Origin of the sequence: Paenibacillus sp. Y412MC10 (assembly GCF_000024685.1) — a bacterium.
In the GTDB taxonomy this organism is placed as follows: domain Bacteria; phylum Bacillota; class Bacilli; order Paenibacillales; family Paenibacillaceae; genus Paenibacillus_AQ; species Paenibacillus_AQ lautus_A.
The window spans coordinates 3,049,926-3,069,175 of sequence record NC_013406.1; the positions used below are offsets into that span (position 1 = coordinate 3,049,926).

Annotated in this window: 18 protein-coding genes and 1 other annotated feature; of the genes, 13 read left to right on the plus strand and 5 right to left on the minus strand. The window is 50.9% G+C overall.

Annotated features, from left to right (window positions below):
- The 4 genes from GYMC10_RS13375 (at nucleotide 1) to aac(2')-IIb (ending at nucleotide 5,853) form a co-directional block, all read left to right on the plus strand.
- On the plus strand, nucleotides 1–1,599 hold the full coding sequence (locus tag GYMC10_RS13375; RefSeq protein ID WP_015734942.1) for an amidohydrolase: 1,599 nt from the start codon (nucleotides 1–3) through the stop codon (nucleotides 1,597–1,599).
- Nucleotides 1,600–1,698: 99 nt separating this feature from the next.
- Nucleotides 1,699–1,962: a binding site (T-box leader), on the plus strand.
- A 292-nt stretch (nucleotides 1,963–2,254) separates the two neighbouring features.
- Nucleotides 2,255–3,340, plus strand: coding sequence for an aspartate-semialdehyde dehydrogenase (gene asd, locus GYMC10_RS13380; RefSeq protein WP_015734943.1), 1,086 nt, complete (start codon nucleotides 2,255–2,257; stop codon nucleotides 3,338–3,340).
- A 234-nt stretch (nucleotides 3,341–3,574) separates the two neighbouring features.
- Nucleotides 3,575–4,951 (plus strand): Na+/H+ antiporter NhaC, encoded by a 1,377-nt coding sequence (gene nhaC, locus GYMC10_RS13385; protein ID WP_015734944.1) that lies wholly within the window; start codon nucleotides 3,575–3,577, stop codon nucleotides 4,949–4,951.
- Between the two features lie 173 nt (nucleotides 4,952–5,124).
- A complete protein-coding gene (gene aac(2')-IIb, locus GYMC10_RS13390; protein ID WP_041621987.1) occupies nucleotides 5,125–5,853 on the plus strand; it encodes a kasugamycin N-acetyltransferase AAC(2')-IIb in 729 nt (242 codons plus the stop codon).
- 69 nt (nucleotides 5,854–5,922) lie between these two features.
- On the opposite strand, the gene GYMC10_RS13395 is transcribed toward aac(2')-IIb, so the two are convergent.
- From GYMC10_RS13395 to GYMC10_RS13405, 3 genes are all read right to left on the minus strand, one after another.
- Complete coding sequence (locus GYMC10_RS13395) at nucleotides 5,923–6,132, minus strand: hypothetical protein (protein ID WP_009592958.1); 210 nt, start codon at nucleotides 6,130–6,132, stop codon at nucleotides 5,923–5,925.
- Nucleotides 6,133–6,232: 100 nt separating this feature from the next.
- Nucleotides 6,233–7,084, minus strand: coding sequence for a serine/threonine protein kinase (locus GYMC10_RS13400; RefSeq protein ID WP_015734946.1), 852 nt, complete (start codon nucleotides 7,082–7,084; stop codon nucleotides 6,233–6,235).
- A gap of 125 nt (nucleotides 7,085–7,209) precedes the next feature.
- Nucleotides 7,210–8,082, minus strand: a complete 873-nt coding sequence (locus tag GYMC10_RS13405; protein WP_015734947.1) for an AraC family transcriptional regulator — start codon at nucleotides 8,080–8,082, stop codon at nucleotides 7,210–7,212.
- A 145-nt stretch (nucleotides 8,083–8,227) separates the two neighbouring features.
- Here GYMC10_RS13405 and GYMC10_RS32925 point away from each other — a divergent pair, with 145 nt between their 5' ends.
- The 4 genes from GYMC10_RS32925 (at nucleotide 8,228) to GYMC10_RS13415 (ending at nucleotide 12,067) form a co-directional block, all read left to right on the plus strand.
- The gene (locus tag GYMC10_RS32925) at nucleotides 8,228–8,596 is read left to right on the plus strand and encodes a hypothetical protein (protein ID WP_015734948.1); all 369 of its coding nucleotides are present in this window, start codon (nucleotides 8,228–8,230) and stop codon (nucleotides 8,594–8,596) included.
- The gene (locus tag GYMC10_RS13410; protein ID WP_261979711.1) at nucleotides 8,494–9,546 is read left to right on the plus strand and encodes a HEAT repeat domain-containing protein; all 1,053 of its coding nucleotides are present in this window, start codon (nucleotides 8,494–8,496) and stop codon (nucleotides 9,544–9,546) included. Before GYMC10_RS32925 ends, GYMC10_RS13410 begins: the two co-directional genes overlap by 103 nt.
- Nucleotides 9,547–9,569: 23 nt before the next feature.
- Nucleotides 9,570–9,779 carry a hypothetical protein gene (locus tag GYMC10_RS32930; protein WP_261979712.1) on the plus strand — a complete coding sequence of 70 codons (210 nt, stop codon included), beginning with the start codon at nucleotides 9,570–9,572 and terminating at the stop codon, nucleotides 9,777–9,779.
- A 206-nt stretch (nucleotides 9,780–9,985) separates the two neighbouring features.
- On the plus strand, nucleotides 9,986–12,067 hold the full coding sequence (locus GYMC10_RS13415) for a DUF5054 domain-containing protein (RefSeq protein WP_015734951.1): 2,082 nt from the start codon (nucleotides 9,986–9,988) through the stop codon (nucleotides 12,065–12,067).
- 84 nt (nucleotides 12,068–12,151) lie between these two features.
- Here the strand turns inward: GYMC10_RS13415 and GYMC10_RS13420 are convergent, their stop codons facing one another.
- Together GYMC10_RS13420 and GYMC10_RS13425 are read right to left on the minus strand one after the other, a co-directional pair.
- Nucleotides 12,152–13,615: a 4-hydroxyphenylacetate 3-hydroxylase family protein gene (locus GYMC10_RS13420; protein ID WP_041621988.1), complete on the minus strand. Its 1,464-nt coding sequence runs from the start codon at nucleotides 13,613–13,615 to the stop codon at nucleotides 12,152–12,154.
- A gap of 197 nt (nucleotides 13,616–13,812) precedes the next feature.
- Complete coding sequence (locus GYMC10_RS13425; RefSeq protein WP_015734953.1) at nucleotides 13,813–14,598, minus strand: D-alanyl-D-alanine carboxypeptidase family protein; 786 nt, start codon at nucleotides 14,596–14,598, stop codon at nucleotides 13,813–13,815.
- A gap of 178 nt (nucleotides 14,599–14,776) precedes the next feature.
- On the opposite strand from GYMC10_RS13425, the gene GYMC10_RS33210 reads away from it, so the two are divergent.
- The 5 genes from GYMC10_RS33210 to GYMC10_RS13450 all read left to right on the plus strand — a co-directional run bounded on the left by GYMC10_RS33210 (nucleotide 14,777) and on the right by GYMC10_RS13450 (nucleotide 19,250).
- Nucleotides 14,777–15,139 carry a hypothetical protein gene (locus GYMC10_RS33210; RefSeq protein ID WP_015734954.1) on the plus strand — a complete coding sequence of 121 codons (363 nt, stop codon included), beginning with the start codon at nucleotides 14,777–14,779 and terminating at the stop codon, nucleotides 15,137–15,139.
- Between the two features lie 237 nt (nucleotides 15,140–15,376).
- Nucleotides 15,377–16,351 carry a phosphotransferase enzyme family protein gene (locus GYMC10_RS13435; protein ID WP_015734955.1) on the plus strand — a complete coding sequence of 325 codons (975 nt, stop codon included), beginning with the start codon at nucleotides 15,377–15,379 and terminating at the stop codon, nucleotides 16,349–16,351.
- A 121-nt stretch (nucleotides 16,352–16,472) separates the two neighbouring features.
- Nucleotides 16,473–17,069: a hypothetical protein gene (locus GYMC10_RS13440; RefSeq protein ID WP_015734956.1), complete on the plus strand. Its 597-nt coding sequence runs from the start codon at nucleotides 16,473–16,475 to the stop codon at nucleotides 17,067–17,069.
- Between the two features lie 32 nt (nucleotides 17,070–17,101).
- Complete coding sequence (locus tag GYMC10_RS13445; protein ID WP_015734957.1) at nucleotides 17,102–17,863, plus strand: class I SAM-dependent methyltransferase; 762 nt, start codon at nucleotides 17,102–17,104, stop codon at nucleotides 17,861–17,863.
- A 166-nt stretch (nucleotides 17,864–18,029) separates the two neighbouring features.
- Nucleotides 18,030–19,250, plus strand: a complete 1,221-nt coding sequence (locus GYMC10_RS13450) for an amidohydrolase (RefSeq protein WP_015734958.1) — start codon at nucleotides 18,030–18,032, stop codon at nucleotides 19,248–19,250.

The following is a 19,250-nucleotide window of genomic DNA, read 5'->3' on the forward strand; positions in this document are numbered from 1 at the left end:
ATGGAACCTGTCCTTTTTACAAACGGTCTTCTTTATTCACCGCACGCTGCAACGACTGCGGATTCGATATATGTAGAAGACGGCATCATTCGTGCCATGGGAAGTGCGGCTGAGCTGCGCCTGCAGTTATCGGGACGGGATTATCGAACGGTGGATTGGGAGGGGGCTTTCGTGCTGCCAGGCCTGGTGGATGCCCATATGCATCTCGGCATGCACGGACTCAAGCTGGGCATGCTGGACTTCACCGAGGCGGCTTCGAAAGACGAGATGCTGGCTATGCTGCGAGCTCGGGCTGCGGTAACGCCGCCTGGGGAGTGGATCATGGGGCTGAATTGGAACGAGAACCATTTTCCGGACCCGGTAATCCCGAATATGATGGAGCTTGACGACATCACTACGGAGCATCCTGTATATCTGACGAGAACCTGTTTCCATGCTTTCCTCGGTAATTCGGAAGCGTTTCGAAGAGCGGGGATCACTGCAGACACGCCCGATCCGGAGTCCGGCGCTTTCGGCCGGGATGCCGATGGCCGGTTGAACGGCTGCATTTACGAGAATGCTTCGGTGCCTTTTACCATGGTCCAGCCGGAGCCTGACCCGTCCAAGCTGAAAGCTGCGATGCTTCTGGCATGCCGTGATGCCCTTCGGCTCGGCCTGACGGCAGCGCATACGGAAGACCTCCGCCTGCTGGGCAGCGTGGAAGCGATGCAGCGGATCCATCGTGAACTGCGCGAGGAGGGACTGCGCTTCCGTACCCATCAGCTGATGTTCCATGGCTTTCTTGATGAAATGGAGGAGCTCGGCGTCAAGGCAGGCAGCGGGAACGAATGGAATCGCATCGGAGCGGTTAAATTGTTCGCGGACGGGGCGGTTGGAGGAAGAACGGCGCTGCTCAAGGAGCCTTACCATGATGCGCCGCATACCCGCGGGCTGGCCATGCATACGCCAGAGGAGCTAAGGGAGATTGTTGGCAAGGCGCGCAGGCTGGGTTATCCCGTTGCTTTTCATGCGATCGGTGACGGCGCGGCAGAGATGATGACGGATGTGCTTGAAATCCTTCCGCTGAGCAGAGCTGCGAAGCTTCCCGACCGCTTCATTCATGCCCAAATTGTACACCCCGATACAGTTAAACGAATGAGCAAGCTGAAGCTGGCCGTGGACCTGCAGCCTCGGTTTGTGCCCAGCGATTTTCCATGGGTGCTGGAGCGCGTAGGTCCTGATCGGACAAGCTGTTTGTATGCATGGAAGAAGTGGCTGCGTTCGGGGCTGCCTTGTTCCGGCGGCAGCGACGCTCCCATAGAGCCGCTGAATCCGCTGCTCGGGATTCATGCTGCCATTACCAGACGCAAGCCGGAGGAGAATCACGCAGGCTATTTGCCGGAGGAGAAGCTCAGCCTGACGGAAGCGCTCGGGCTGTTTACGCTCGGCAGCGCGGGGGCAGCGGGAGAAGCGGATCAACGAGGAACACTGGAATTGGGCAAATATGCCGATTTCACGGTAGTGGATCGCTGCTTGCATGATGGGATGGAGCCGGACGAGCTGCTGGAGGCGAAGGTCAGAATGACGGTGATTAACGGGGAAATCGGTTATGCCGAGTAGGTGTCACGACAGGAACAGGTCTTAACCATCTTGATCATTCTCGTGAAAATTTTATAAATATGGTTTACCGACGAAATGGTTTTATATATAATAATCATAACAAATGCGATGACGAGACGAGTAAATAAACGAATTCTTGTACAGAGAGCTCCGGCAGCTGAAAAGGGGCAAAGCGTTCTTTATTGAAAAAAGACTCTGAGCAGCACAAGGAACTCTCAACGGAGGGGGATGGTGTGCCAGGAGCTCCTGTTACAGAGCTAGAGTATCTGCATTCCAGTGTAATGCCGTACTCGATGAGGCGAATATGGTGACATATTGGCAAATTTGGGGTGGTACCGCGAGTATAACAATCTCGTCCCTGAGACTTACGGTCTTGGGGGTGGGATTTTTTTGTTAAGTGATCCAAAAGGTTAGGCATCAGTGGCTTGCCGTTCGTATATCGTAAGTAACGGTCTGATATAAGCGGTCCGTCTTCTGAGAAAGTAAACTTTTCTTATATCTAAAGAAATACGAAGGTACAAGGCGGGAAACCTACACGGATCTTGCCGGATTGAATAATTATCTTGTAGTAGCTTATTTATTGCATGCTTTTGTCCGTACGGTACATCGATGTATGGGGAACATGACGCCATTATTGAAAGGATATGAGTAGCGAATGTCACAAAAACTTAGAGTGGGTATAGTCGGTGGAACAGGAATGGTGGGACAACGTTTTATGCAATTGCTGGATGGGCATCCATGGTTCGAAGTGACCACCATTGCAGCCAGCCGCAATTCGGCCGGCAAAACGTATGAAGAATCGGTACAGGGCCGCTGGAAGCTGGCTACACCGATCCCCGAGCAGGTGAAAGGCATTGTCGTTCAGGATGCATCGCAGGTGGAACAGGTTGCCGCAGAGGTTGACTTCGTATTCTGCGCGGTCGACATGAAGAAGAACGAGATTCAGGCATTGGAAGAGGCCTATGCCAAAACGGGCACGCCCGTCATCTCCAACAACTCCGCCCATCGCTGGACGCCTGACGTTCCGATGGTCATTCCGGAAATCAATCCGGGTCATATCGACGTGATTGCCGCACAGCGCAAACGTCTGGGAACAACAACCGGGTTCATTGCGGTGAAGCCGAATTGTTCCATTCAAAGTTATGTGCCGGCGCTGCACGCTTTGCTTGATTTCAAACCTACGAATGTCGTTGCTTCCACTTACCAGGCAATATCCGGGGCCGGCAAGAACTTCACCGATTGGCCGGATATGCTGGACAACGTGATTCCGTATATCGGCGGCGAGGAAGAGAAGAGCGAGCAGGAGCCGCTTCGCATCTGGGGCAGCGTTGTGAACGGGGAGATCGTGAAAGCTGAATCCCCATTGATTACGACGCAATGCATACGCGTTCCCGTAACCGATGGCCATTTAGCTACCGTATTTGCATCGTTCGAGAACAAGCCCTCGAAGGAGGAAATCCTGGATCGCTGGCAGCAGTTTATAGGCAGGCCGCAAGAGCTGGAACTCCCTAGTGCGCCTAAGCAATTCATTACGTATTTCGAAGAAGAGAACCGGCCGCAGACGAAGCTGGATCGCGACATTGAGCGCGGAATGGGCGTTTCGGTTGGCAGATTGCGCGAGGATTCCCTCTACGATTATAAATTCGTGGGCCTCTCGCATAATACGCTGCGCGGTGCAGCCGGCGGAGCCGTTCTGATTGCGGAACTGTTGAAAGCGGAAGGTTACATTCAAGCGAAATAACGATACATCCTATATATGATAAAAGACGACTGCAGCAAGCAGTCGTCTTTTTTTGGTGATTGTTCATGATTCCTACATTGACGGCGTCCGCCCTTATCGTTTATAGTGTTACTCTGCGCTTCAATGCAAAGCAGCCAAAAAGCCGAAAAGCATAAAAGCGAAAAAGTCAAACATTCATCATCAATGGACGGGAGGTTTCTCCCGCCACGACAATGGATAAGGAGTCTTAGCATCATGGAACGTCATCTCAGTTTCTCAAAAAGCATCATTCTTATCGCGTTTATTCTGGCGCTGCTGTTTGTCTCCATCTTTTTGCTGAAAGCAGAGCCGCATCTTCCGCTCTTGGCAACCACCGTCGGTACGGCGGCCTTGCTGCGTTTGTTCGGGTTTTCCTGGAAGCAGCTCGAATCCGCCATCATTCAAGGAATTCAAACGGCGATTATGCCGATTCTCATTCTTTCGCTCATCGGCATTTTGATTGCAGTATGGATGATGAGCGGCACGGTACCGACCATTTTATACTATGGCATGGATTATATCGAACCGCATTATTTTGCCGTGAGCGCATTATATGTGACCATCGTGGTCTCGATGTTCACCGGAAGCTCCTTCACGACAGTCAGTACGGTTGGCGTTGCCTTTATGGGAATCGCGGTAACGACAGGAATTTCTCCGACGCTGGCAGCCGGAGCGGTGGTCTGCGGCGCTTGCTTCGGTGACAAAATGTCGCCGCTCTCCGACACCACGAACTTTGCTCCCGCGGTCGCCGGCATATCCTTATTCACCCATATCGGCAATATGATCTACACGACAGTGCCGGCCCTTGTGGTGACAACGGTCTTTTTCCTGCTTGCGCCCACAAGTAACGCGCTGGATTTGTCCTCGATAAATCTAATCAAGGCGGCGCTTCATGACGGATTCCATATTCATTGGCTGACGTTGATGTCGCCGCTTGCCGTTATCGCCTGTTCCGTCAAGCGCATGCCGATCCTGCCGACACTCATCGCAGGCATTGTAACCGGACTGATCGTGACGGCCTTCGTTCAGCAGCAGGCAGCCGTCGATGTCTGGTTCAGCGTGATGCAGAGCGGCTACAAGAGCACGGTTGCCAACGAAACCGTTGCTTCCATTGTCAACCGCGGCGGATTGCAATCCATGATGTGGTCCGTATCGCTAATCTTGATTGCATTATCCTTGGGAGGGCTGCTTCAGCATTGCGGCGTCATCGAAGCCTTCTTCCGTCAAGTCCTGCAGCCGCTGAAGCGCAGCAGCAGCGTGGTCGTGATGACGGGTGCATCTTCCATCGCGGTTAACGGCATGACGGGCGAGCAGTATTTATCGATCCTTTTGCCCGGTCAAATGTTCAAGGAGGAATATACTCGCCGAAACATACCGGCCAAGACGCTGTCACGCACATTGGAGGATTGTGGAACGCTGGTTAACCCTTTAATTCCATGGGGCGTCAGCGGTGCTTTTTTTGCCACGACCCTTGGAGTACCGGTCATCGAGTACGCACCTTATGCAACTTTCCTGTGGCTGAGCCCGCTCTTCACGTTTGCGTACGCTTTGATACCGCGATTGCAGCGGAACTCGCTTGGCAGGAAGATATGACCCTAGATAGGCACGATCCCATGTTGGCCTTGTTTCCCTGTTTCAAAGGGAGACAGGGTCTTTTTATTTATCGTTTATATTCATTTGTGCCCAACCTGTGGTTCGAAAAATCTGCTACGATGGAGATATGTGATGCGAAACTATGGTTGAAATATTCTTATGGGGGTGAAAGCATGAACCAGCGGATTGGAAATGAGCCAACCGCTAAGGATTTGATGGAGATGCACGCACGGGTTATGTTTACGCATGACCTGGATAGTCGGATACGAACCATTAACGAGCCTTGGCCGGGAGAGGAGCCGGCTCCCCGATTTTTCTTGGGTCGAACGATCGACGGTTCAGCCGTTTGCCGGCTTCGTTATGATATTCCGGACAAACTTGCCAAGCAACTGACGGCGCTGGTTGAAAATGAACCGTCTCTTAACGAAGATTTTCAAACGAGACCCAAGCACTTCGATGACTACATGAATCTGCTGGCTGCTGATCAATATACGAGCGGACCTTGTTATCGGATTCCTGACATCACAATGTCATCGCCGAACATGCAGGCGGTATCGATCACCGGAGACAATATAACCGAGTATTCGCTCGCCGGTTTGGAATGGCTGAACGCGGAAATCGACTACGCCCAGCCTTGTGTCGCGATCATTCAAGATCAGAGGGTGGTGTCGGTCTGCCGGAGTGTTCGCGTTTCTACGGAAGCGCACGAAGCCGGACTGGAGACGTTAGCCGAATTTCGAGGGAGAGGTTATGCGGCCGCCGTTACTGCCGGTTGGGCAATCGAGGTGCGGAAAATGGGAGCATTGCCCCTGTACAGTACCTCATGGGATAATGCTTCTTCCCAGAGAGTGGCCGGTAAATTGGCATTGTCCTATTACGGCGTCAACTTCACGATTCGGTGAAAGGATAAAAAAAATCCCTCAACAGGCAACCACGTTGAAGGAGGTAGTGTGCTATATGATGTTGAATGATTAGCTTGAGCTGCCTCTTCTGTTTTTATAATAGCCATGACCTTGGTTGCCGTGCCTGCGTTTGTAATCGGATGACGATCCTTTGCGGCGAGAATACCCGTGACTGCTGCTGTATTTTCTTCCGTAATTCTTCGCGGAACTGCTGTACCGCTTGCGGCCATGACTGTGGGAAGTCGAGTGGAGAAATTTGTTCATGATTTTTCTTAACATGTGGAATTTCCTCCTTTCTTGTTCGGAATCATTCCATATCATTTAATCGGATCGTAACATAAATGAAACCCCGGAATCAAATAAAACGCTGCCCATCTTATCAGAGGGGCGGTTTTTTTGCATTCGCGAGCGTCTGGAGCTCGTTCATGAACTGCAAAGAACCGGAGTAAGGACTGCTCAGTTGCAACAAGCGTTTGATCATCTCCCGCAGTTCTTCCGAAAGCTGCAGTTCTTCCTGCCAGCTTCGTTCCCCGATTGCGCTCGGATCGTCGTCCGGATCATAGGCAGAATAGAGCATGAACAACATAAAGTGACCGATGTCGCGGAGATCCTCGATTTCTTTCGACTCTTTATATTGAACAGAGGAGCTTGTGCCGCCGCGCCGGAACTTCTTTCGGGCAGGCTGCCGGAGAGGAGGGGGTTCACCGATCCTTCGTGCCAGCCCAAAATCGATGAGATGGATACGGCCATCCTTAAACAGCACATTGGGAATCCGCAGGTCGAGATGAACATAGCCTTGTTCGTGCAGGTAACGGACCAGCTCCAGAAGCTGCAGCGCGATATGGAGACATTCGGCTTCCCCGTATTTCATGCCATGTTCGAATATTAAATCCTCCAGCGTATCCCCGTCCATATAAGACATGACCAGATACGAATGGCGGCTGTCCGTGAAAAAATCCCGATATGCCGGAATTTGCGGATGCTGAAGGGAGCTTAATATCGCGGCTTCCCGATTCAGCAATTCTTTGGCGTAATCGCCTTTGCTTGGCCGTGACTGTTTGACGGCTACTATATGACCGCTCTGTTGATCCCGACATTGATAGATGATACCGTAACTTCCTTCGCCAATCATTTCTTGGACGGTGTAGCGACTCCCCAGCACCGTATTCTCTTCAGCCGGGTAATCCCGCCATGCGTTGATAAAGGAGCCAAGGTTCGATAAAAAGCGCATTATATTCCAACCTCTCCTTTTTGGGTCCTTCGCCTAATTCTGAGCGTGTGCCATTTCTGATTATCGTACATTATAAGCGATGTTACGCATCGAGGTATACATCGGATTGGGGCGAAGTTCGTTAGTCAGTCGGCTTCCATCTGATGTTTCCGATACTCCAGGGGCGACAGTCCGTTAAGTTGACGGAACAGCTTCGAAAAATAATGGATGGATGAGAAGCCGAACTTCTCGGCGATCTCGGTAATGCTGATGTCCGTATTGCGCAGATCCTCCTTGGCCCGATGGATGCGAAACTGGTTAATATACTGCGTCGGCGGCAGCCCCGTCGAACGCTTGAACAATTCGAAGAAATAACCTCTGCTGATCCGGAGCTCCTCATAATATGCTTTCAATGGCCGCAGCTTGCCGTGAAGGATATCCTGATCCAATCGCTGCAGCAGCTTGTTCATTCTGTGATCGGGTATCGCCTCGTCCTGCAAGGCGAAGGCAAGGAAGTATTCGATGAATTGCAGGAATTGGCTCTGCGTCTTTACGCTGCGCATATAGGTATGCTCATTCTCATACTGGTTCCCGGTGTAGAATTTTTCAAACCAATCGCTCCATAGGCTGACTTTCTCTACTCTCATGAACTCGGGTATGGCGTAAGGAAAAGCAGGGCCTACATAGGAAGGATTCAGTTGGGCCATGTCATAACAGATAACGCTGAGGTGATCGGCCAAATGCCTGCGGTCCACATGGGCCCAGTCGAAATAACAGCACACATGGACCATGGGATCCCGGTTGTCCGCTATCCAATCATGCGGCTGACCTGCCGGTATGTACACAAGGGAACCTGGGTCGGTGATGTGCCTTCGCCCACAGGTGCGAACGATGCCCCGTCCCTCGGTAATGAGATAAAGGGATGACGAATAACAGTGGCGATTGTTATTGCTTTGACCTTTGGAAAAGGGGTATCTGGTGGCATACAGCACATAGGGATGGAAGACGGCAAAATCCACGTATTCATTTCCACATCCTTCAAGAAAAGATTCTATTCATATTCGCATGACGATTGTACAAAAGCCTGACGTTTATGTAAATACAAGGATCGCAGCCATTGCTATACTAACACTAATTCATTTCATGCTTGAGGAGGGAATTGAGATGTTGGACAGTCAATGGCTGTTGACGGATGAACAAATCTGCCAGTTTATCATGAAGGGGTATGTGGTGCTTCATAACGAATTGCCGGATCAGCTGCATGCTGAAGTCAGGGACAAAATCAACGCCGTACTGCACGAGGAAGGAAATCCCGGCAATAACATCCTGCCCCGTGTACCCGAGATTCAGCAGTTCTTCGAAACACCGGTCGTTCAAGGGGCTTTGACGAGCGTGCTCGGACCGGACTACTACATGCATCCGCATCGGCATTGCCATTACAATCAGCCGGCGATCCGCTGCCGGGGGGCGGGCAGTGGCATAAAGACGGTTACTGGTCCAGCATGCGCAGCCACCGACCTTGGTGGGCGATGATATTTTATTACATGCAGGATATCACCGAGGAAATGGGACCTACCGCCATCATGCCCGGTACCGCATACTACGATAAGTTCGTAGGCGATCAAGGTGAGACGATACTCCCGACCGGCAAAGCGGGGACGATGGTTTTGGTGCATTTTGATTTGTGGCACAAAGCTTCGCTTAATGTGTCTGGCATGGATCGATACATGCTAAAGTTTCAATTCGTTCGATTGCGTGCGCCGGAATCGCCGAGCTGGAATCATCTAGGGACCGAAATGAACCTAACGGGGGGAACCCCTTACGCGCACTTGAATCTTTGGAGGGATGTATGGAACTGGATGCGCGGCGAACCGGGTCAGGAGAACCTCTCGGCAACGGAAGACGAAGTCCCGATCGAGCCATTGGCCGAAGAATTAAAATCCGAGGACGAGGTCATTCGCGCCAGGGCGGCGGATCAAGTTGGAATGTTAGGAGAGAAGGCCGCTTCCTTAGTTCCAGAACTGGGCCGAATGTTGAATGACAAGGAGCCGGTGGCTTTGAATGCCGGTTATGCGCTTGGCCGGCTGGGATCCGCAGGAACCGATGAATTGCTGCGCCTTATGTCCGAAGGTACAAGGCAAATCGCGGAAAGAGCGGCTTACGGACTGCAGAGTGCCGGCGCTGGAGCCGTTCCAGGACTGCTGACACTGCTCGAACATACGGACGAGAAGCGCAGAGCGCTTGCTGCTTTCGCGTTAGGGGCGATTGTGCCTTCGACGCGTGAGGTTTCGTCTGCATTGATTGCATGCTTACAGGACCCGAGCGATTGGGTTCGTCGAAACGCAATCGAAGCGCTGGGCATGATGGGGAGTGAGGCAGGCGAAGTGTGCCAGGCCTTGGCCAACATATTGGAAGAGTCGATACTGCAAGAGGGGGACGGAACAGCGGAAACAACGACAACACGCAGCAAAGTTATATCCTGAACAAGCTCGGATATACGGCAGCCTTGTCATTGCTGCGAACGGCCTCGCCACAGGATGTTCCCATCGTCATCCATTCGCTTGAGCAAGCGCTTCTCAGCAAGGATCGTTACGTCAGGGCGTATGCCTTCGAAACGCTTACCCATCTGCGGACACCCGAAGCGATGGAGGTCCTGATCCGATATTACCGACCGGCCAGATGGTGTCCGGACACAACGAAGGCGAGCACGTTCTGATATCCGTATTTTCCTTTCAAGCCCTTCTCATTCCAAGCCGAAATGAGAGGGCTTTTCGGCATGCCCGTGCTCTGGCTCTATTCACGCTAGGTGTCCTTATTTTGCAAAAGCATGACCCTATCATGCAAAGACTTGCTCGATGCGCTCTAGTAAAATGGGCTCAAAGTTCGGCATTAGCCGATCATTGTTGAAGGAGGCGGTCATGCATGGCAGCATCAATCAAAAGAGTTCATGTCGTATTCAAGACCCATCTGGACATCGGGTTTACCGATTTGGGAAAGAACGTAATCGACCGATATATGGAACATTTCATACCCCAGGCCTTGGAGCTGTCCGAACAGCTTGCGAATGAAGAGGGGGATGTAAAATTCGTATGGACCACCGGCTCATGGCTAATCCATGAATTTCTGCAAACGGCTTCTCCCGACATGCGGGCGCGCATGGAAAAAGCCATTGGGGATGGACGCATGGTCTGGCACGGGCTGCCGTTTACAACGCATACCGAGATCATGGATGCCAGTTTATTCGAATTCGGGCTGTCCATTTCGGGCGATTTGGACCGAAAGTACGGAAAAACCACGATTGCCGCAAAAATGACGGACGTTCCGGGCCATACCCTAGCCATGGTGCCTCTGCTGGCAAAACACGGCATACAATATTTACATTTAGGCGTTAACATGGTCTCCAAAAATCCCAAGGTGCCGGAGATGTTTGTATGGCGTGCTTCCGACGGCTCGGAGATTATCGTACATTATGCGGATAGTTATGGTAAGCCCTATCGGATGGAAGGGCTGGAGGATGCCTTGTATTTTGCCCATACCCACGATAATCATGGTCCATCCACGATGGAGGAGATCCGGGCATTATTCGAACAGCTGCGACGGGAATATCCAGGGGCGGACATCATGGCCTCGACATTGGATGCTTTTGCCGCGCGGCTTCAAGCGGTGAAAGACCGATTGCCTGTCGTCAGCGAAGAGATCGGGGACTCGTGGATACACGGGATTGCCTCGGATCCTTGGAAAATCGCCCGCTACCGCGAATTGTTAAGGCTTCGGGATCGCTGGATCGAGGATGGTCGATTGGATAGGGACAGTGAGGCGTACGCTCGATTTTGCAACCGTCTGATGTTGATTCCCGAGCATACTTGGGGGCTGAACAATTCTGTGTATCTCGTCGATTTCGTGAATTATTCCTCGGCTGACCTAGCCGCAGCAAGAGCACGGGATATTGTTGAAGACAATACACGGAAGAAATTCGATTACCTATGCCAGCAGGCAAACGGCACCAGATCGTACAGCCATTACGAGAGTTCCTGGCAGGAGCAGCGGGATTATCTTGAAGAAGCCCTTCAATCGCTGCCCGCGGCGCTAGCGGCTGAAGCGAGAACCGAGCTGGATCGGATGAGTCCGCAGCATACCGTCCTTAACTCGGAGCCGGTGCAGCCTCAGCCGATCGAAACGAACGAGCTTTATGAATTAGGCCAGTTTCAGGTGAGCTTCGCTGCCGACGGCTCGATTAACCGATTGATGGATCGATCCGGAAAGGCATGGGCGGGAGAGCATCAGAGACTTGGCACTTATATGTATGAAACCTTCGGCCAAGAAAACTACGACCGTTTCTTCAAAGAATACATGACGAATCTGGATATACATCATGGCTGGGCGGATAACGATTTCGGCAAGCCGGGAATCGAGTATGTCAAACCGAGGCCGGAGCATCAGCGGTATACCGCGTCCTTGCGAACATTGCACCTGGAGAGGCATGCCGATTATGATATCGTGACCGCAGAAATGAAGCTGCCGGAGGTTCTCAGCAATCAATACGGGGCTCCACGCCAAATCAACGTATTCTATTCGTTCCATGCGAATGAGCCCGTCATTGAGGTATGCCTAAGCTGGATGGGCAAACCGGCATGCCGTCTTCCGGAAGCAAGCTGGTTATCATTTGTGCCGCTTGTGGATAATCCTAACGCATGGTCGATGGATAAGCTGGGAATGCGGATATCTCCGTTATCCGTCGTCAAGGACGGCAACCGGAACATGCATGGCATCAATTCGGGCTTATATTATGAGGGGGCGGACGGAACAGCGGTCATTGAATCCTTGGACGCGCCGCTTGTGTGCCCGGGGGAACCGAGGCTGCTGCAATTCGACAACTCCTATGCTCCGTTGACCGGCGGATTTCATTTCAATCTGCACAATAACGTATGGGGGACAAACTTTATGATGTGGTTCGAAGACGACATGAGGTATCGGTTCCGCTTAAGCCTGCATTCCCATTCGTAAGCTCATTGTGTTTGTAATGAAACGGAAAGATGTGAGTTATGGGCTCGCATCTTTTTTTCATGCCTAATCATCCAAACCGTCAAATTATGATGAAGTATCGTTCTTGGCGATAAAATCCTGAATCCTGTTCCGCAGCTGATCATGCTGTTCAAACTGGTTATACATGCGATAGGCTACCGTCTGCGCATTTCCGAAGAAGAAGCGTTCAAACTGGGTTTGACGGCCCCCGAAAGAGCCTGCGCCAAGCTCCCAGGCAAGGCGGAACAAGGCGATTCGATCACGCGCCTCCGTGGTCGAGCCTCTTAAATATTGGTTCAGGTAAGGACCTGAATCCGACTGGAAGTCCATTTCGGAAGGGATCATAATCAGGCCGCTGGAACCCAGCAGCTGTATCATCTCCACCATCTCGGGATAAAAATGGGGGAATAACATGCTGGATGCGGTAAGCGGGCCCGCCGATGGAACGAAATAACCGAATTTATCCCGGCTGGCGCCCAGTTCGGAAGCCAATCTCAGGGCTTTGAAGGTCTCCAGATATGCAATGATTTTTGAAACGTTCGCGATCATTTGGGGTTCGAGCCCAACGTTCTGCTCGTCTGCCAAGCTCTCCAGCAAACCTAGCATAAATTCGGTTTTGGCGATATAACGGGTGGCCATTTGATGGGCAATATGGGTGTGAAAGCGACTCTCGCCGAATAAACGTCCGGCATAGGCCTCGTCCCCATAGTAAAAGATCCGGTCATGCGGGACCAATACGTGGTCAAAGATGACGAGAACGTCCATCTCTTCGTATCTTGCGCTCAAGGGATAATCATAGGAAGAAGCGGCACCATAACTCTCACGGCATATAAACGTCATTCCGGGCAAATCGTTCGGTACCGCAAAGGCGAATGCGGTTGGATTGACATCATGGAACAACGTGGGCGAAGGCGACGGGAATACCAGCATTTCCTCGCACGTGGCTCCCTGCGTTGCCATCATGAAAGCTCCGGTTATGATCATGCCTTGATCGTTGATCTCAACCACCTTGGCGGCAATCGTGTCCTCTGCAGCATCTTGCTGTCCGGACATTTTACAAGCATAGGGCTGAATGAAGGCATGGGATAACGTAATATCATGATCTCGACAGTACCGGTAATAGGCCCTGAGGTTGTCCGCATACTTCGGATTGTGTTCCTCCAATATATCGGCAGCCGTGTACAGCGACATGATCGCCGTGTTCATATAATCGGGAGAGCGGCCTAAAAAGCCGTTGTGCCTCTTGGCCCAAAGTTCCATCATCAATCTGCGTTTCTGCAAATCCTTGGCATTCCTCGGCGGGAGAAAAGACAGGCCCACCCGTTCTCCGGTATCGGGCGAGGGGTACGTCATCTGCTCGATATAACACGCTTCGCCTTGCATATCGTAAAGCTCCGCTTGGGTCTGAATGATACCCTGGAATGCAGGGTGCTTGGATAAAGGTCCCTGGATAAGCTCCCCTTTATACCAAAGGTTGATGTTTTGCCGATCGATCCGTTCGATGTACTGCTTCCCTGATTTGATAGGCACATTGTTCACCCCGTTTGCGAAAATCGTAAGCTCTAACTAACCTGTCTACTGCTGTTAATGTACGTGCTTCGTCCAAGCGGAGTACATTGTCCGCAGGAAACGCTGCAAAATATGCGGATGTACCTCAGAAGGCGCGACCGGAAGGCTTCATACGAAAAAAACGGACCCGTTTGGGCCCGCTTTTATAAGATTTGCGATTACCGGGCTTGACCCAGATACTGCTCCAGCGTCAGTTGTTGTCTCGTAATTTCTCCGGCAATATAGACGCCCACATAGCGTACATGCCAAGGCTCGTAAGCGTATCCGGTTAATTTCTCCTGACCTTTTCCATAACGAATGATAAATCCGTACTTCGGTGCATTGGCCTTCAGCCATTTGCCTTCCTTCGTATTTCCGAAGCTCTGCTCCAGGGCATAGCCTACGGAAGCACTGGAAATATCCATGCTAAGTCCGGTCTGATGCTCGCTTTGCCCCGGGCGTGCGCTTGTTTTGTTAGCGACAGCCTCGCCCTTGATACTGGCGTTACGCGCGAATATGGCTTTTTGGGTTGCATAGGAACGATAACCCGATACGGCTTTGAGGTCGATCCCGTCCCGTTTGGCAGCAGCGAACAGCTTTTCGAGCGCAGTCGCCGCTATTTTTTTCATCTGCTTTTTGGGGCTTGGTCCCGAGAAGCTGAACGGAATTTGGGGTACGACCAAATCTTGCGGTACATAATTCGATGGTAGATTTCTTTGTTTGTTGACGAGCACAACCGTGCTGAACAGATTGGTGACCGTATTTATCCCGTTAACCGACCTCAGCGTCCGTTTAGGGGCGTTGTTATCCAAAAACTTCGAAAATGATAGGCTGGCAGAAGATGCTGCGGCCGCTTCCGCCTTATCCAAGCCGGAACCGTTCGGGAACCCGGATAAAGCCAAACTTGTTACGACTGAACCGATGATGACGGATGGAAGGATTGTTTTGATAAAAGTATTGCGCATGTGTAGTCCCTCCTCGTTAGCTGTCTATAGAGTATATAAGAGAGTTATATCGATAGAATCTCCGGATTGTTTCTGAATTGTAAACAAAATAGAATAGATTGAATCTAATCATAACCCGAAAATAGATTATATTAATATATGAAAAAGGGACGATTTTCTACATAAGGAGACTTTATACATGGAAATACGCGATTATATCAAACAAGGGTTTGAGGCCTATTACGCTAAATACAGCGAAATTTCGGAGGATGGGTTCTGCAGGTGGATGCGGCCGGACGTTCCCGCGGAGATGAAGACCGTTGATACCGATGAGGAATGGTCCATATGGAAATTGCTCCCTTCCATTGTGAGCGAAGAGCAGATTGGGGCGATGGAAGCAGAGTATGGATTGAATTTTCCCGAGTGGTATAAAGCATTCATCTCCACGTACCATCATTACTTTGACGTCATACCTGAACAGGCGGTAGACGAGCCGCTGGAGAACGTCAGGAACATGTACAATCCCTTGTTGTGCCGGCTGGGATATCTCCCTTTCACTTAGGATTCCGAATACGGCAAGATCTGGTGTATCGATGTATGTGGAGACGCCGGTGAGGGGATCGAAGCCATCTATGAGATCGAACATGAAATATTGTTTGATCTGGATGAAGAACACACGGATCGGACCGAACTTAAAGAGTCGCTAGTATTTTTGTACCCGGATTTTAAGGCGTATTTTGACGATACGTTCGTGGAGGGCTGACGGGTTCCATTTCAGAAGTATAAGGAGAAGTTTCAAATGCGAAATGAACAGCTGCAGGAAATTTTGAATGAATACGATATCCGGGAACCGGAAATTGCCTTTATTCGGCATAATGAAAATCGAACGTATAAGGTAATAGGCCATGACGGAAGTACATATCTGATGCGCATTCATCAACCGCTAAAAGAAGGCATGGCTGGTCAGCAGCATACCTACGACGGTCTGCTGGGCGAACTGCAAATGCTGGAGCACTTGTCAGGCTGGGATCATCTGCTTGTCCAGAGGCCTATGCGTAATCGGAAAGGTGAATTGATCACGATTTTCGAACACGAGGGGAAGCGTTGGAACAGCTCCGTGCTTACCTGGCTGGAAGGAAGAGACTTGCAGAAGGATGACGTAAGCGACCCGGTACTGGTCGAGAAGCTGGGGACTCGCATTGCAGAGTTACACAAATTTTATGGCTCATACGAGCAGGAGGGCTTGGACAAGCGTCCGAGTCAGGGGATAGCCTACAATCTATATATGATTGAAGTTATAAAGCAAGGATTGGCGAAAGATTTGTTTACTACCTCCGATGTTTCCATTATTGAAGAAACGATATCGTTGGTTAACGCGCGCCTTGTGGACAGTGGTAACGTTGAGGCCTGGGGGCTTATCCACGGTGATTTAAGCTTGGGGAATATCATCATGACCTCAGATGGAGAACTGAGTTTTATCGATTTTGGTTTTTTTGGACCAGGGTACCATTACACGGATGTTGCCATGGGTGCCATGATGGTTCCTTCAGCCCTTCGGGATATATTCCTGAAAGGATATTATGGCAATGAACATACGGGACAAGAGAAGCTTGTTTTGTTAGAAGGTTTCATGCTGCTGGCCATTATCGGCTACTATGTCTTTCAGATGGAGAATGAATCCGTGCATGCATGGATGCGTGAACGAATGCCGAAGCTGTGCGCCGATTTCTGCACGTCTTATTTGTCGGGTGCACGCATATTTTATTCCGTATAGTTCGATGTCGAATCACACGGTATCCGTGAAAGATAATTATAAGCATTCAATCCCTTGGAAAGCACGCTGATCGGGTGATACCATATGAGATATCAACGATATGATTTGAGGTGAACACCTTATGGCGGAAAGCGAACTTCAACTACAACAAGAGGCTCTCCAGGAGGAAGCTTCTGAGGTAGCAGATGAACTTCGACTTTACGAGTTGTTAAGTCAAGCAGGCGAACCGGTGCGTGTCGGCAGCTCAGCCCTCGGATTGATGGTATGGAGAGACCTGGACATGACGGTAAAATGTTCTCGGCTGAATCAACCATTAACTGCACACATCGCATCGGAGCTCATGCTGCAAGCCGGTGTACGGGAGCTGAAGTTCATCAACGATACCGGTGATTATAATACGGATCCCGCGTATCCCGATGGATTGTACATCGGACTAAAATATAAATCACAGCGCGGTAACGAATGGGCCTTGGACATTTGGTTCGTGGATGAACCGGAGAGACAACCTGACTTGAAACATATCATAACGATGCCTGGACGGCTGACTCAGGAACGCCGGGAAGCTATTTTGAGAATCAAAAATCGTTGGGCAAGCCTTGCTGAATATGGAAAAAGTGTACGAAGCTTCGATATTTATACAGCGGTTCTCGAAGACAACGTAAGCACGCCGGAACAGTTTGAAGCCTGGCTGGATCAAAGGTCCGTGAATAAAAGCTGAAAGCCCATGATTCAATAATAGGAGATCTGCATATGGAGATTATCAAGCATAACCAAGACCAATGGGAGCTTAAAGTCAAACAGAAAAATCAGTGGACTGTTCCTGTAAGCAGCGAAGAAATCCAGAAAGCCAGAATGGGCGATTGGTCTATTATCGTCACTTCAACCAAGCCTGTGCCCAAAGAATGGTTTCCGGAACTAAACGGAAAGAATGTGCTCTGCCTAGCTTCTGGAGGAGGGCAGCAGGGACCCGTATTGGCAGCTGCGGGAGCAAATGTAACCGTGTTGGATTTCTCCGAATCTCAACTGGAGCAGGATCGCTTTGTTGCTGAACGGGACGGATTGTCCATTCGGACGGTTCTCGGTTCGATGACGGATTTAAGCATGTTTGAATCGGAGAGCTTTGATTTGTTGGTTCATCCGGTATCTAACCTTTACGTGCCTGATATCCAGCCGGTCTGGCAGGAGGCATATCGCGTGTTGAAGCCTGGCGGCATAATGATTAGCGGCTTTATGAACCCGGTCTTTTATTTATTCGACTGGGAACTGGAAGAACAGGGCACGCTTCGGGTGAAGCACACCCTTCCCTATTCGGAACTGGATTATGCGACGGAAGAAGAAATCGTGAGAAGCGGGGTAGCATTGGAATTCGGACATACGCTGGAACAGCAAATGGGAGGTCAGATTCAATCCGGATTTATGATTGCCGGGTTATACGAGGATTCCTTCGGAGGCGAGAAATTGTTGGACCGATATGCAAACAGTTTTATTGCGACAAGAGCCATAAAGCTTTAACCTCATGCCTACTTCCATGTCTTCACCAGAAGAGTCATCCTAACGGGTGGCTTTTCTTTTTAATGTATATGTAAAACTTAAGTGAATCCTATATTTTTAATATTATCCATATAGATGTTCCTATGATAGCATAATCGTATATCTGGAAAGGGAAGGAACGATGGATATGAGTACCGCATTTTGGTTAACGAATGCTCGTTTAGAGAGCGGCTATGAAGTTTCAGAAGGCGTTATTACGGGAACAAAAACGGAGATTTGCCACGTATTCATAGAGGACGGGAACATCGCGAAGATCGTGTCATCCGACAAGACCATCACGGATTCATGGCCGCGACACGACGTGAAGGGATTGCTGCTTTTGCCGTCCTTTACCGAAAAGCACTGCCATCTGGATAAAACGCTGCTTGGTGACCGGTGGCGATCCGTAACGCCGGTCTCCAGCATTTTCGAGCGTTTGGATATCGAGAAAGCAACGCTTCCGGCCCTGGATACCCGGACGCAGGACCGTGCGGAACGCCTGCTTCAGATGTACCTGGAGTCCGGGGTGACGCATGTGCGAACGCATGTCGATATTTATCCGGAAGCGGGTTTGGCTAACTTCGAAGCGGTTCAACAAGCATTGCACGCATTTGAAGGAAAGTTATCCTACGAGATCGTAGCTTTTCCTCAGCATGGTTTGCTGCGCTCGAAGTCAAAGGAATGGGTGAGACAAGCACTTCGCGGCGGAGCAGGCTTGGTAGGCGGGGTGGACCCGGCGACGGTGGATGGTAATATCGAAGCCTCCCTGCAGGAAATGGTGGAGCTTGCCGTGGAGGCGAATGCGGGAATTGACCTGCATTTGCACGATGCCCATCATCTGGGAACCTTCACTATGAAGCGGTTGGCACAGCTGACCATCGAGGCGGGCCTGCAGGGCAAGGTGGCGATCAGCCATGCATTCGGACTCGGCGATATCCCGACGTCGCAAGCCATCGAAATGGGGGAAATGCTGGCTGATGCAGGGGTTGCCATTATTTCGAGCGTGCCGATCGGTCGCAACATGCCGCCGGTCGGTTTGCTGCACGAGTGCGGCGTAGAGGTAGCCGTCGGTTGCGATAACATTTTTGACGTGTGGTCGCCTTTTGGAAACGGGGACGTGCTGGAACGCGCGGGCCGGCTGGCTGAGGTGTCCCGATGGGTGGATGAACGCTCTTTGGCAAGGACGCTTCAATATATCACCGGCGGCATGACGCCGCTTGGTCCGGATGGCGAGCAGATATGGCCGCAGGTCGGGGACGCCGCCAGCATCGTGTTTGTCGAAGCTTCTTGTTCCGCCGAAGCCATTGCCAGAAGATCGAAGCGCGTGGCGACGATGTTTAAGGGCAGCATCGTTTCCGGTTCGCTTTAG